The following is a 13,804-nucleotide window of genomic DNA, read 5'->3' on the forward strand; positions in this document are numbered from 1 at the left end:
CGGCCCGCCGGCGAACCACCCGATCAGGCGAGCGGCCGGTTCCTCCCCGCGTGGCCGGCTGCACGGGCCCGGCTACCGTGTGGCGGTGATCACCGTCTGCGGCGAGCTCGTGATCGACCTGATCCCCACCGGGGACCGCGCACCCGGGACGGCGCCGCAGTACACCGCCTTCCCGGGCGGCAACGCGCTCAACGTCGCGGTCGCCGCCGCCCGGCTGCAGACCCCCACCTCCCTGATGGCCCGGGTCGGCCCGGGCCCGTTCGGTGCGGTGCTGCGCGAGCACGCGTCCCGCAACGGCGTGGCCACCGACGCGATGCTGCCGGCCACGGAGCCGGTCAGCCTGGCCGTGGTGGAGCTGGCCGCGGACGGGTCGGCCGGCTACTCCTTCCACACCGTCGGCGCCGCGGACTGGCAGTGGACGACGGCCGAGCTGGCGCGGGCCTGGCCGGCCGGCACCCGGATCGTGCACGTCGGCTCGATCTCCAGCTGGACCCCACCCGGGTCGGCCGCCCTCGCCGACCTGGTCCGCCGGGTCCGGGCCGAGGGGACGGCGCTGGTCAGCTTCGACCCCAACGTCCGGCCCACGCTGATCGCCGACGCCGACGCCGTCCGGGGCCAGGTCACCCAGCTACGGCGCACCGCCGACGTGGTGAAGGTGAGCGCCGAGGACCTGGACTGGCTGGAGCCGGGCGCCGACCTGGACGAGGCCGCCGTCCGGTGGGCCACCGAGGGGCCGGCGCTGGTCGTCGTCACCGACGGCGGGAGCACGCTGCGGGCCGCCCGCCCCGACGGCACGCTGCTGCACCGGAGCCCCCCGTCGGTGACCGTGGTCGACACGGTGGGGGCCGGGGACAGCCTGGCGGCCGGGCTGTTCGCCGGGCTGGTGCGCACCGGGGTGCTCACCCGTGCCCAGCTGCTCGAGCTGCCCGGCGCCGACCTGGCCGCCCTGCTGGACGACGCCGCGCTGGTCGCCGCCCTCGCCTGCACCCGCGCCGGCGCCGACCCGCCGACGCTGGCCGAGCTCGAGGCCGCCCGCGGCTGAACGCACCGCGCCCCCGCTCACGACTCGGTGAGCGGGGGCGCGGTTTGCTGGTGGGTCAGCGCCGGACGTCGATGGTGACCGTCGTCGTGGCGCTGACCTCGGCGCCGCGGCTGTCGGTCATCGACAGCGTGCAGTCGAACGCCGCCTGGCCGACCTGGGTGGGCCGGGCCCGCAGGGTGACGTTCCCGTTCTGCCCGGCCGGGTAGTCGCGGTTCGCGACCTGGCGGGCCGCACCGGGCGCCAGCTCCAGCGTCAGCGCCGGACCCGACGTCTGGGTGCAGGCGTACTCGAACGAGTCGCCCAGCAGGACGCCCTTGCCCCGGTTGCCGAACTGCACCACCAGCTGGACGGTCTGCTTCACGTTCGCCCGCACCACCGGCCCGTTGTTGACCTGCTGGTACAGCCGGGTCTCGGTGGGCGGCGCGGTGACGACCACGTCGAAGGTCGCGGGGTTCGACCGGTTGCCGGCCGAGTCGGTGGCCGTGCAGCTGACCTGGGTGGTGCCGATCGGGAACACCGTCCAGGGCCGCGGGCTGCAGGTCGGGGTGACCCGCCCGTCCCGGGTGTCCCCCGCCTGCGGCAGCGGGTACCTCACCAGCGCGCCGGCGGTGCTGGTGGCGGTGGCACGCACCGGGTCCTGCGACGCGATCCGCGGCGGCAGCACGTCGGCCGGTCGCGGGGCCAGCCGGGCCGGGTCGACGATCCCCCAGTAGGCGGGCATGACCTGCAGGTCGTCGTCGAAGGGCAGCGGCGACTCCCACGGCCGGGCCGCCGGCCAGGTGCGCAGCCAGCTGCGGCCGTTGCTGATGCCCCAGAACGTCACCGACTCGATGGAGTCCGCGTGCCCCCGCAGCATGTCGAACAGGTCGCGGTAGTAGTACCCGAGCTCGGTCTCCGCGGCGTCCTGGTCGGCCATCGCCGGGGAGTGCTGCGGCACGGTGCCGTTGCTGACGTCGGCTCCGTTGTTCTCCTTGGAGTCGCTGACGTCCAGCTCGGTGATCGCCTGCAGCAGCGGCGTCCCGGTGCGGGCGCTGAGCTGCTCCACGGCGGTCAGCGAGTCGTCCAGCCACTCGACCGGGCGGGCGAAGTCGACGTGCGCCTGGTGGCCGACGCCGTCGATGGGCACGCCGCGCTCGACCAGGGCGGAGACCAGGTCGAGGTAGTCGGCCCGCTTGGCCGGCATCTCGGTGTTGTAGTCGTTGATGAACAGCGCGGTGTCCGGGAAGTACCGGTCGGCCAGCCGGAACGCCTCGTCGACGAAGCCCTCGCCGAGCACCTGGAACCAGCGGCTGTCCCGCATGTCGTGCGGGTTGACGTTGTCGCCGTCGGCGATGACCTCGTTGACGACGTCCATCGCCCAGATCGGTGAGTCCCCGTCGGGGTACCGGGCGGCGAGGTGGTCGGCGATCCCCTTGATGTGCGCCTCCATCCGGGCGCGCAGCAGGGCCTGGTCGGCCGGGGCGTTCGTCAGCGGGCGGTCGCCGTCGAGGAAGAACCAGTCCGGCGTCTGCGAGTGCCAGACCAGCACGTGCCCGTAGACGTCGGTGCCGGTGGCGTCGGCGAAGTCCAGCAGCGCGTCCAGGTCGCCGAAGGTGAAGGTGCCCTCGGTCGGCTGGACCTCGGCCGGCTTGCCGTCGTTCTCCGGGGTGAGGGCGTTGTAGTGGCGCTGCACCAGCTGCGCCGGCCGGCCCACGGTCTCCCGCTGGTCGATCGCCACGCCGACGTGCTCGAACCCGTCCGCGCCGAGCACGTCGGCGAGCCCGGGCACGTCCTGGATCGGCGTCTCGGCGAACCCGGCGAGGGCGAAGTCGTCGATCAGGAAGTCCACGCCGGCGTCGCCCTCGACGTAGAGCTGGGCCCGGTCGATGGCCGCGCCGAGGGTGTAGGTGCCGCGCAGCTCGGTCCAGCCGTCGGCGCTGACGACCGCGCTGGCCCCGGCGACGTTGTCGTAGTTGGTCGCCGTCCCGCGGTCGCGCTGGACCGAGACCTTGAGCGAGGCCGGCGCCTGCCCGGGGGCGAGCTTCGCCCAGACCGAGACCTGCACGGTCTCCCCCACCGCCAGGCCGGCGGTGACGTCGACGGCCGGGCCGTGCCAGCCCTGCGTGCGACCGGTGGTCAGCAGGCTGGTGGTGCCCCCGTGGGCGTCGGTGGTCGTGGTGGAGACCTGCGCCCCGCCACGGCCGGTCCAGCCACCGGGGCCGGACTCGAAGTCGGTGGCCAGGTCGGCGCGGGTGCCCGGTGCGACCGGGCCGGCCGCCTCGCCGGTGATCGTGACGTCGTCGACGAAGAAGGCCTGGGTCGCGTCGGGGCTCTCCAGGTACAGCTCCAGGCCGCTGTTGCTGGTGCCGAACTCGTAGGTGCCACTCACCTTCGTCCAGGCGCTGTCGGACACGGCGACCTGCCAGGCCAGCGTGTCGTAGGCGGTGGTGCCGCCGGTGGGCGTGCGTGCCGCGCTGAGGGTGACCAGGTCGGTCTCCGGCTCGGCGGTGGTGTCGGCCAGCCGCACCCAGGCCTCGACCTGCCAGCTGCCGGCCGGCAGCAGCGCGGCGGCGTCCAGCGCCGGGCCGTGCCAGGTGTCGGTGCGCCCGGTGACCGCCAGGCTCTGTGCGCCGCTGCGCGCCTGCGCGCTGCTCGGCGCCACCTGCGCCGTGCCGCGGCCGGTCCAGCCGTTCGTGCCCGCCTCGAAGTCGGCGGTGTGGAGGGTGGCCGGTGCGGCCGTGGCCGCGGGCGCCGCGACCACCCCCGCGGTGGCGACCATGCCGAGCATCGCTGCTCCGGCTCCCAGACGTCGTCGTCCCATGTGTCCCGTGTCCCCTCGGGTCGGCTCGCGTAGCGGCTCTGCTGCGTGACCAGCGACTTCCGAGAACTATCGGAAGTCGCCCGGAAGAGTGAACCGCAGCACAGTGGTCCGGGTCAACGGCGTCTCGGAACTCGTCCGCCCGCCGCCCGGACGCTGCCGGTCACGGCCGCGCGACCTACGCTGCCCGGGTGATCCTCATCGTGGTGAAGTGGCCGGTCCGCCCCGAGTTCGACGAGCAGTGGCCCGAGCTCGTCCGGGAGTTCACCGAGGCGGTCCGCGACGAGCCGGGCAACGTCTTCTTCGAGTGGTCGCGCAGCGTCGACGAGCCGCACACCTGGGTGCTCGTCGAGGGCTTCACCGACGCCGGGGCCGGCGCGGTGCACACCGCCTCCGACCACTTCCAGAAGGCGATCTCGGAGATGCCGGACTGGGTGTCGGCCACCCCGTCGATCATGTACGTCGACTCGCCCGACCTGGCCGGCTGGGGCCCGATGGGCGAGGTCCAGCCCCGCGGCTGACCGGCCCGGGTGGGCGGTGTGCCATCTTCTGGCGCATGGTGAACGTCCTGTCGATCCAGTCCCACGTCGCCTACGGGCACGCCGGCAACGCCTCGGCGGTGTTCCCGCTGCAGCGGCTGGGCGTCGAGGTCTGGCCGGTGCACACCGTGCAGTTCTCCAACCACACCGGCTACGGCGCCTGGACCGGCCGGGTGTTCGACGGCCAGGCCGTCGACGAGGTCGTGCAGGGCATCGAGGACCGCGGGGTGCTCGGCAGCTGCGACGCGGTGCTGTCGGGCTACCTCGGCTCGGCGGACATCGGCCACGCGGTGCTGGGTTCGGTGGCCAAGGTGCGGGCGGCCAACCCGGCCGCGGTCTGGGCCTGCGACCCGGTGATCGGTGACGTCGGCCGCGGGGTGTTCGTGCGGCCCGGCATCCCGGAGTTCATGCGCGAGGTCGCCGTCCCGGCGGCGGACATCGTCACCCCCAACCACTACGAGCTGGACCTGCTGTCCGGCACCGAGACCCGCTCGCTGGGGTCGGTCAAGGACGCGGTCGCCGCCGTCCAGGCCCTCGGCCCACGGGTGGTGCTGACCACCTCGCTGGTCGCCGAGGACACCCCGGACGACGCGGTCGACCTGCTGGCCTCGGAGGGTGGGCGGCACTTCCGGGTGCGCACCCCGCGGCTGGACCTGTCGGTCAACGGCGCCGGCGACGCGATCGCCGCACTGTTCCTGGCGCACTGGCTGGACACCCGATCGGCCGGAGACGCCCTCGGCCGGGCCGCCGCGTCGGTGTTCGGGCTGCTGCGGATGACCGCCGAGGCAGGCTCCCGGGAGATCCTGCTGGTCGCCGCCCAGGACGAGTACGTCACCCCGACGCAGACCTTCGAGGTCACCGAGGTCTGAGCGGGGTCGGGCGTCCGCTGCCAGGCTGGTGCGGTGACGCCGGCTCCCGTGTTCCTGACCGCCACCTGCTTCGCGAGCACCGACCTGGCCGCGGACGCCCCCGAGCCCCGCGTCGCGGAGTTCGTCGCCGAGGCGCGCCGCCGGCTGGACGGCGCGGAGGCGACCGCGTTCCGGGACGACGTCGCCCGCCGGGCCGGCCGGCACGACGTGGAGCTGCAGGCGGTCCAGGCCGGCCTCGGGTTCTGGCCCGGTGGCGCGGAGCCGTCGATGCGCTTCTGCCTGGTCGGCGCGCCGGACGCCGTCCGGGAGACCGCCGTGCAGGTCGCGCGGGCCCACGAGCAGGACGCCGTCCGGCTGGTGTGGCCCGCCCCGCTGCCCGGCCGGCCGGCGCCGGACCTGCCCTTCACCGACCTCGCCGTCCGGTACGTCACCGCCGGCGTGCCGCCGGCTCCGCTGCTGCGGCGCCTGGTCGGCGGCGTCGACACCCCCGGTGGCTCACTGCTGGGCGAGGTGCTGCACGTGGACGCCGGTGGCGGCTTCCTCGCCGCGGCGCACGCCGAGCTCTCCCGGTGGCTGGTCTTCGCCGGGTGGAGCTGGTGCTCGGTCGAGTCCTGGGGCCCGGACGGCCGCCTCGACCCGGCCGCGGACGCCGCGGTGCCCGGCGGGTGGGCGCGGCCCAGCACCGTGCCCGCGCTGCACCCGCGCGACGGCGGCCGGTAGGAAGGACGCCGTGACCGACACCTTCCCCTCCCTGACCGAACTCGCCGCCCAGGAGGAGGAGCTGCAGCTGCGCAGCTTCACCAACGACGACGCCTGGACGCTGGGCTCGGCACTGGTCGCCCGCGCCCGGGCCGCGCGGCTCCCGGTGGCGATCGAGGTCTCCCGGCACTCCCACCAGCTGTTCCACGCCGCGCTGACCGGGGCCACCCCGGACAACGACACCTGGATCGCCCGCAAGGCGGCCACCGTGCACCGGTTCGGGCACAGCTCGCTCTACGTCGGCCAGCGCTCCCGTGAGGCCGGGACGACGTTCGAGGAGCAGTTCGGCCTGGACCCGGAGCGGTACGTCGCCCACGGCGGTGGCTTCCCGGTGCTCGTCCGGGACGTCGGACCGGTCGGCGTCGTGGTCGTCTCCGGTCTCCCCCAGGTCGAGGACCACGCGATGGTGGTCACGGCGCTGCGCGAGCTGCTGGTCCAGCAGCTGCGCTGACCGCCCACGCCCGGGCCCAGCGCCCTACCGTGGGCGGCTCCGCCGTCCCGGGGGTCGTCCGCGCCGGGCTGCCCGGGCGACCCGCCGGGCGTAGCGTCGGGTGCACGGTCACCTCGCCGGTCCAGGACACCGGTCCGGGACGGCGATCCCCTCCCGGGGCACCACCGCCGAGCCGTCGGCGGAGTCAGGCCCTCGCCATGACCGCACCCGCGATCCTCTCCCCCAGCCTGCCCGCCCTGCCGGCCCCCGACGTCCGGACCGGCGACGAGGCCGGCTGCCCGGCGTGCGCCCACCCCCTGGAGGGCCACGACCCGATCGGCGTCCGGTTCTGCCGGGCGACCGTCGCCGCAGGTCTCGACCGCGGCTGCGTCTGCCGCGCCGCCTGACCCGGCGCCGCGGGTGTCCGTGCGGACAGCCGTCGACCCGCGGGCCAGGCTGCAGGCGGTGACGGCGGCCCAGGAGCCGGGCCTGCCGCCGCGCGGCTGAGGCGGACGGGGGCGTCCCGGCAGCCGTGGGCCACCGGGGCGCCCCCGCGCGGATCAGCCGCCGGACGGGGTGAAGGCGCCCTCGCCGACCCGGACCAGCTCACCCGAGCCGGCTGGCATGCCGAGGAAGGCGGCCACGCTCCACGCCGAGGCGTACAGCTCGCCGCCGTCCACGAGCAGCCCGGTCGGCATGGTCACCTGGGCGGTGCTCCGCTCGCCGTGCCACGCGATCCGGGTGACCTCGCCGACCGTCGACGGGTCGAGGTCCGGCCCCGGTTCGCCCTCCGGGAAGCCCTCGGCGACGTTCGACACGTAGACGGTGCCGCGCCGGTCGACGGCGAGCCCGGTGGGCGCGGTCAGGTCGTCGATCACGTGCACCACGTGACCGTGCGGGCTGAGCACGTAGACCCGGCCGGCACCGGGCACCTCGGCGCCGAGGGTGCTGACGTAGACCAGCCCCCACGGTCCCTCGGTGATGCCGGTGGGCACCGGGTCGCAGCCGACGGTGCCCGGGTTGTTGGGTGCCTCCGCGCAGCCGGGCACGTCGGTGACGACCGGGGGCACGAAGAACGTGGAGACGTCCCCGGTGCGCCGGTCCACCGACAGGACGGCGTTGGCGCCGGCGTCGGCCACCAGCACCCGCCTGGGCTGGGCGAGCACCGCGTAGGGGTTGGACAGCGTCTCGACCGGGGCCCCGGTGTCGTCGAACTGCACCTGCCCGTCGGGGTTCTCGGCCAGCTCGTGGGCCAGCAGGTCGATGACCTCCAGCACCTCCCCACCCGGGTCGGCGACGACCAGGGACGTCGCACCCTCCGGCGCGGGCGGCGCCTCCGCACCCGGGCCGGCGTCCTCCGGCGGCGGGGCGGGTTCCCCGGTCGCCACGAACAACCGGTTCCGGTCGAAGTCGACGCCCTGTGGGCTGACCAGCCCGGTGAGCAGGGTCTGCACCTCACCGGTGCGCCGCGAGACGGCGGAGACCTCCCCGCTGTCGGACTCGGCGACCACCACCCGGTGACCGCGGTACCCGTTGAGCTGACGCGGGCCGTCGAGCCCGGTCGCGACGGTGGTGACGGTGTCGTCCCCGCTGGAGCCGTGCCCGCGGTCGCCGGCCTGCGCCGCGGTCGCGGGTGCCACCACCAACGCGGCGCCGGCGATGGCGACCGCGGTCCTCCTGAAGCGCTTCATCGAGCCCCTCCTGGACAGTCCCCCGTGGCTGTGGTCGTGCTGTGGACGCCGGGGACCTTCCTCGCCTGCACCGGCGTGGCTCAACGGTCATCTGCCCACCGGGCGCGTGCCGTCGCAGCCGGTAGCCGGGCGGACGCCGCTCCCGCTGCGCTGGCCTACCGTGGGTGCGCCCGTACCGGCACCCCGAGCCCCGGAGGACCCCCCTCGTGCCAGCCCGCCCCGGCGACCCGGTGGACCTCGTGCTCGCCCCGCGGGACGGGCTCGCGCTCGCCCGCCGCGACCTGACCGCCGACTGCAGCCGCTGCGTCGGGCTGTGCTGCGTGCTGCCGGCCTTCGCCGCCTCGGCCGACTTCGCCTTCGACAAGCCCGCCGACACCCCGTGCCGGCACCTGCAGACCGACGCCCGCTGCGGGGTGCACGACCAGCTGCGCGACCGGGGCATGCCCGGGTGCGTCGTCTTCGACTGCTTCGGCGCCGGCCAGCGGGTCACCCAGGTGACCTTCGGCGGCGCGGCCCGGACGACCGACCCGGCGAGCACGGCGGCGGTGTCGGCGGTCTTCCCGGTCATGCGCCAGCTCACCGAGCTGCTCTGGCACCTCACCGAGGCCGAGGCGCTGCTGCCCGCCGGTCCGCTCCGCGGGGAGGCGACGGCGGCGAGGGACCACACCGAGCGGCTCACCCACTGCACTCCCGCCGAGCTGTCCGCCCTGGACGCCGCCCAGCTCCGCCGGGAGGTGGGCGACCTGCTGGGCCGGGTCAGCGAGGTGGTGCGATCAGTGGTGCCCGACCGCGCCCGGGACCGGCGCAGCGCGGACCTCATGGGCGCCTCGCTGCGCGGCGCGGACCTGCACGGGGCGAGCCTGCGCGGGGCCCAGCTGATCGGTGCCGACCTGCGCGGCGCCGACCTGCGCCGGGCCGACCTGCTGGGCGCGGACCTGCGCGCGGCGGACCTGGGCGGCGCCGACCTGACCGGGGCGCTGTTCCTGACCGGCCCGCAGCTGACCGCGGCCCGCGGCGACGGGGCCACCCGGCTGCCGGCGTCGCTGGCCCGGCCCGCGCACTGGCCCACCGGCACCCCGGCGCCGACCGGGCGCGCCCGCCCGGCCCGTCGCCCCCGCCGTCGCTGAGCCGGGTGCGTCCCGGCACGATCTGCCCATGGGCTACCGCGCGGAGAGCACCCGCTACGACTCGATGACCTACCGGCGCACCGGCGCCAGCGGCCTGGACCTGCCGGCCGTCAGCCTCGGCCTGTGGCACAACTTCGGCGACGACGTCCCCTTCGACCGGCAGCGGGACATCCTGCGGCGGGCCTTCGACCTGGGGATCACCCACTTCGACCTGGCCAACAACTACGGCCCGCCCTACGGCTCGGCCGAGACCAACTTCGGCCGGCACCTGCGCGACGACTTCCGTCCCTACCGGGACGAGCTGGTCATCTCCACCAAGGCCGGCTACGACATGTGGCCCGGCCCCTACGGGCAGGGCGGCGGCTCCCGGAAGTACGTGCTGTCCAGCCTGGACCAGTCGCTGCAGCGGATGGGCCTGGAGTACGTCGACGTCTTCTACAGCCACCGACCCGACCCGACGACACCGCTGGCGGAGACGATGGGCGCGCTGCACACCGCCGTCCAGTCGGGCAAGGCGCTCTACGCCGGCATCTCCTCCTACTCCCCGGCGATGACCGCCGAGGCGGCCGCGATCCTGGCCGACCTGGGCACGCCGCTGCTGATCCACCAGCCCTCCTACTCGATGCTCAACCGCTGGATCGAGACCGAGGGACTGCTGGACACCCTCGCCGACGTCGGCGCCGGCTGCATCGCCTTCTCCCCGCTGGCCCAGGGCATGCTCACCGACAAGTACCTGGGCGGGGTGCCCGAGGGCTCGCGCGCGGCGCAGGACAAGTCCCTGGACCGCGGCATGATCACCGACCAGTACCTGACCCACGTGCGCGCACTCAACGACATGGCCGCCGCCCGCGGCCAGAGCCTGGCGCAGCTGGCGCTGTCCTGGGCACTGCGGGACAGCCGGGTCACCTCGGTGCTGGTCGGGGCGAGCAGCGTGCGGCAGCTGGAGCAGAACGTCGCCGCGCTTGAGCACCTCGAGTTCACCGCCGACGAGCTCACCGCGATCGACCAGCACGCCGTCGACGGCGGCATCGACATCTGGCGGGCCGCCCGCGAGGGCACCCTCTGAGACGGGGCGAGCCCGGTCCGCTGCCCCGGGGGTGAGGCGCGGACCGGGCTCGCCGGCGGTGGTCCGGGGTCAGCCGGTGACGACGGCGATCTCGTTCGGTGTGGCGTCCAGCTCGCCGGTGGCCAGCACCTCGCCGCTGGCCAGGTCGAGCGCGTGGACCGCGTTCGCCGCGGGCTCGGTCACGTAGGCGATCCCGTCCAGGACCTTGATGGCCGGGTGCGGGTCCTGCCACTCGGCCGGCCCCTCCCAGGCGTCGATCACCGGGTGGCTGGCCAGCAGCTGGCCGCTCTCCTCGTCGAGGACGTGCACCGCGCCGTCGCTGCCCAGGACGACGGCCTCGCCCTCCGGGCCGCGGGCCAGGTCACGGAAGGTGTAGCGGACGCCGTCGGGCAGCGGCACGACCTGCAGCCGGTCGCTCGCGGTGTCGACCAGCGCGATGTCGGAGAGCAGGTAGCCCTCGAGGTCGGGGTCGCTCTTGTAGTCGCCGACCGCGACCGGCGAGGACTCGGTGGTGAAGACGTTGCCGGTGCGGCCGAACTCGTCCGGGGCGTCGAGCTTGGTGAACGCCCCGTCGTAGAGCAGCACGCCGTCCTCGCAGCCGAACACGGCCACCTCGCCGGCGACGGTGCCCTCACCGTGCACGCCCGGGCAGTTCTCGGCGCGGTCGACCTCGGTCCCGTCGGCGTCGAGCACCCGCACGCCCGAGCGGCTCTCCGAGTCCCCGAGGGTGGACAGCATCGTGCCGTCGGTCAGCTCGATGGCGACGCCGTGGTGGGCCGCCTCCGAGCTCCACTCCTCGGTCTCCGGGAGGCCCTCGGAGCTGCGCAGCGCCGCGGTCTCGAAGGAGGTGATGTCACCGGTGCCGTCGGCGAAGAGCACCGTCCGGTCGCCGTGCACCACGACGTGGCCGGCGGTGTCGGCGGCGAAGACGTCGTCGGTGAGCTCGGGGTCGCCGGCGTAGGAGGTGCCGCCGTCGGTCCACACCCCGGTGTCGAGCACCTGGAAGCCCTCGTCGGTGGTCACCAGCACGTGCCGGCCGTCCCCGGCGGGGTTGACCCGGGTGAAACCGTCGATCGGGAGGTCGCCGACGACCTCGAGGGTGTCGGCGTCGAGCACCAGCAGGCCACCGTCGTAGGTCAGCGTGACCCGCGGCTGGGCGGTCGGGACCTCCGCGGCCGAGGAGGCGGCGGTGCCCTCGGCGGCGTCGGCGGTGGAGTCGTCGGAGGAGCAGCCGGTCAGCAGGAGTGCGGTGACTCCCAGGCCGGCGACCCCGACCGGGAAGGGCGAGCGAGAGCTGTTCATGGCGGACACCTTACTGACAACGATTCCGATTATCAGCATTGGGTCAGCGGAGCCCGGTCACGATGTCCTCGGTGTTGGCGCGCATCATCGCCAGGTAGGTCTCGGCACCCTCGCCGGGACCACTGAGCGACTCGGTGAACAGCGGCGTCACGGCCACGTCCACCGCCGCCTGCTCGGCCAGCACCTGGGCGAGCCGGTCGGGCTGGGCGGAGTCGACGAAGATCGTGCGCACCCCCGCCTCCCGGATGCTGGTGGCCAGCTCGTCCAGGTCACTGGCGCTGGGCGCGGCCAGCGTCGTCCCGCTGGGGATGACCGCACCGACCACGGTGAAGCCGTACCGGTCGGCCAGGTAGCCGAAGACGTGGTGGTTGGTGACCAGCTGTCGCCGCTCCGCCGGGAGCTGGGCGAACTGGTCCCCCATCCAGGAGTCGAGCTCGGTCAGCTGCTGCCGGTAGTCCGCGACCCGCGCGTCGAGGGCGGTCCGGTCCACCCCGTCGACGTGCTCGACCAGCGCACCGGCCAGCGCGTCGGTGACCGTGAGCATGCGTGCGGGGTCGGTCCAGAAGTGCGGGTCGACGCCGGAGGAGTCCTCGGTCACCCACTCCAGCGGCGGCACCGCCTCCCCCGCCTCGACCACCGGGACGCCGTCGCCGCGGGCGGCCTCGACGTGAGCGGTCAGCCCCTCCTCGAGCCCGAGCCCGTTGGCGACCAGCAGGTCCGCCGTGCGCAGCCGCGCCGCCTCCTGCGCCGAGATCTCGAAGGAGTGCGGGTCCGCACCGGGCGGCATCAGCGTCATGACCTCCGCCTGGTCGCCCACCAGCTCCCCGACGACGTCGCCCAGGATGTCGGTGGTCACCACCACCAGCGGCCGGTCCGCGGACTCGGCGCCACAGCCGGCCAGCGCAGCTGCACTGACCAGCAGCGCCGCGGCGGAGCCCAGCAGCCGCCTCATCGCCCGGTCTCCGCGAAGAACACCGGCGGGACCTCGGTCGGCAGGGACCGGGCGATGCGGGCACCGTCGGCGTAGTCGATCTCGTGCACGACGCCGGCCGAGGGCACGTTGACGTAGGCGCGGGCAGCGTCGACGTCCACGGTCATCGCCGCCAGGTCCGCCGGCGCGCCGGCCAGCGGCTCGGTGGTGGCGACGACACCGACCTCCGGCTCGATGACCAGCAGCCGCCCGGAGGTGTCCAGTGCCACCACCCGGTCCCGGTCGTCGTCCACCGCGACCGCGCGCACCAGCGGCTCCGGCGTCTCGATCAGCTGCCAGCTGCGGGCCCGGGTGTCCAGCAGCCACACACCACGGGCCCCGGCGACGCCGGCCACGGCCGGCCGGCCGGGCCGCTGCGCGAACGCCGTCGCCCGCTCGTCGGCGCCCACCGGCCGCGGGTACGGGACGGACTCGAAGGCCACTCCCCCGTCGGTCTGGGTGGCCAGCACGGCCCCGTCGGCGCAGGAGACGACGACGCCCACCCGGGTGATCGCGCCGCCGCGGACGTCGGGGCACGGCGCGCTCGCGTCCTCGACCGGTTCGCCGGCGGCGTCCAGGGCGCGCACCTGGTTCCCGTCGGTGGCGATCAGGTGCTCCCCGAGCGGCAGCAGGACCCCGTCGTGCGGGGACACCCCGGTGCTGGCGGTCCGCTCGATCTCCCCCTGCCCCAGCGCCTCGCGGTCCAGCACCACACCCTCTCCGGTGGCCGGGGAGAACAGCGTGGTGGTCTGCTCCGAGGAGCCCACCCGCACCTCGCCCGACCAGTCCAGGCTGCCCACCACCCGCGGCTGCGCCCGGTAGTAGTGGGTGTGGTCGCCGTGGTCGACGGTCCAGGTCCCGGTGTCGACGACCGTGAGCTCGCCCCCGGACGCCGAGAAGAGGAAGCGGCCGTCGCTGACCACCGACGAGGGGGCGCCGACCGGGCCCAGCGAGATCGACTCACCGGTCAGCAGGTCCAGGCTGTGCGCGGTGCCGGCGCCGTCGAGGTAGCTGAGCCGCAGCTGCGGCTCGGTCAGCTCCTCGGCGCCGGCCACGTAGCCGTGACCGCCACCGGCCTCGGTGGTCGCCGCGACCGAACCGGTCACGGTGTCCGCCCGCCCGCAGGCGGTGGCGAGCAGGGCGACGCCGAGCGTCGAGACGAGCACACCTCGGCGGACCGGCCGGGTGCGGGTGGTGCGGGACACGGGGTCC

Annotated in this window: 13 protein-coding genes; 8 read left to right on the forward strand and 5 right to left on the reverse strand. The window is 75.0% G+C overall.

The genetic code is table 11. The features are described from left to right. Window positions 1–85: 85 nt before the first annotated feature. On the forward strand, window positions 86–1,042 hold the full coding sequence (locus tag HLA93_RS14785; RefSeq protein ID WP_308128150.1) for a PfkB family carbohydrate kinase: 957 nt from the start codon (window positions 86–88) through the stop codon (window positions 1,040–1,042). Window positions 1,043–1,097: 55 nt separating this feature from the next. Here the strand turns inward: HLA93_RS14785 and HLA93_RS14790 are convergent, their stop codons facing one another. Next, window positions 1,098–3,842 (reverse strand): endo-1,4-beta-xylanase, encoded by a 2,745-nt coding sequence (locus HLA93_RS14790; RefSeq protein ID WP_222195141.1) that lies wholly within the window; start codon window positions 3,840–3,842, stop codon window positions 1,098–1,100. 188 nt (window positions 3,843–4,030) lie between these two features. Between HLA93_RS14790 and HLA93_RS14795 the strand changes: the two genes are divergently transcribed. The 5 genes from HLA93_RS14795 to HLA93_RS14815 all read left to right on the forward strand — a co-directional run bounded on the left by HLA93_RS14795 (window position 4,031) and on the right by HLA93_RS14815 (window position 6,843). Further along, on the forward strand, window positions 4,031–4,360 hold the full coding sequence (locus tag HLA93_RS14795) for a putative quinol monooxygenase (RefSeq protein ID WP_222195142.1): 330 nt from the start codon (window positions 4,031–4,033) through the stop codon (window positions 4,358–4,360). A 35-nt stretch (window positions 4,361–4,395) separates the two neighbouring features. After that, window positions 4,396–5,247, forward strand: a complete 852-nt coding sequence (pdxY, locus tag HLA93_RS14800) for a pyridoxal kinase PdxY (protein WP_222195143.1) — start codon at window positions 4,396–4,398, stop codon at window positions 5,245–5,247. 33 nt (window positions 5,248–5,280) lie between these two features. Further along, complete coding sequence (locus HLA93_RS14805) at window positions 5,281–5,967, forward strand: hypothetical protein (RefSeq protein WP_222195144.1); 687 nt, start codon at window positions 5,281–5,283, stop codon at window positions 5,965–5,967. 10 nt (window positions 5,968–5,977) lie between these two features. Continuing rightward, a complete protein-coding gene (locus tag HLA93_RS14810; RefSeq protein ID WP_222195145.1) occupies window positions 5,978–6,457 on the forward strand; it encodes a heme-degrading domain-containing protein in 480 nt (159 codons plus the stop codon). Window positions 6,458–6,654: 197 nt separating this feature from the next. Next, window positions 6,655–6,843 (forward strand): RGCVC family protein, encoded by a 189-nt coding sequence (locus tag HLA93_RS14815; RefSeq protein ID WP_222195146.1) that lies wholly within the window; start codon window positions 6,655–6,657, stop codon window positions 6,841–6,843. A gap of 153 nt (window positions 6,844–6,996) precedes the next feature. Here HLA93_RS14815 and HLA93_RS14820 read toward each other — a convergent pair whose 3' ends face one another. Further along, the gene (locus HLA93_RS14820; RefSeq protein ID WP_222195147.1) at window positions 6,997–8,127 is read right to left on the reverse strand and encodes a ScyD/ScyE family protein; all 1,131 of its coding nucleotides are present in this window, start codon (window positions 8,125–8,127) and stop codon (window positions 6,997–6,999) included. Between the two features lie 206 nt (window positions 8,128–8,333). Between HLA93_RS14820 and HLA93_RS14825 the strand changes: the two genes are divergently transcribed. Then, entirely contained in the window at window positions 8,334–9,254 is a 921-nt protein-coding gene (locus HLA93_RS14825; protein ID WP_308128151.1) for a pentapeptide repeat-containing protein, read from the forward strand. Between the two features lie 28 nt (window positions 9,255–9,282). Beyond that, entirely contained in the window at window positions 9,283–10,320 is a 1,038-nt protein-coding gene (mgrA, locus tag HLA93_RS14830) for an L-glyceraldehyde 3-phosphate reductase (RefSeq protein WP_222195148.1), read from the forward strand. A gap of 69 nt (window positions 10,321–10,389) precedes the next feature. Here mgrA and aztD read toward each other — a convergent pair whose 3' ends face one another. The 3 genes from aztD to HLA93_RS14845 are packed head-to-tail and all read right to left on the reverse strand — an operon-like array spanning window position 10,390 to window position 13,797. Next, a complete protein-coding gene (aztD, locus tag HLA93_RS14835) occupies window positions 10,390–11,622 on the reverse strand; it encodes a zinc metallochaperone AztD (protein ID WP_222195149.1) in 1,233 nt (410 codons plus the stop codon). A 43-nt stretch (window positions 11,623–11,665) separates the two neighbouring features. Next, the gene (gene aztC / locus HLA93_RS14840; protein WP_222195150.1) at window positions 11,666–12,574 is read right to left on the reverse strand and encodes a zinc ABC transporter substrate-binding protein AztC; all 909 of its coding nucleotides are present in this window, start codon (window positions 12,572–12,574) and stop codon (window positions 11,666–11,668) included. Then, complete coding sequence (locus tag HLA93_RS14845; RefSeq protein ID WP_222195151.1) at window positions 12,571–13,797, reverse strand: hypothetical protein; 1,227 nt, start codon at window positions 13,795–13,797, stop codon at window positions 12,571–12,573. Before HLA93_RS14845 ends, aztC begins: the two co-directional genes overlap by 4 nt. Window positions 13,798–13,804: the final 7 nt, after the last annotated feature.

This window comes from Modestobacter italicus, assembly GCF_019799965.1.
GTDB lineage: Bacteria > Actinomycetota > Actinomycetes > Mycobacteriales > Geodermatophilaceae > Modestobacter > Modestobacter italicus_A.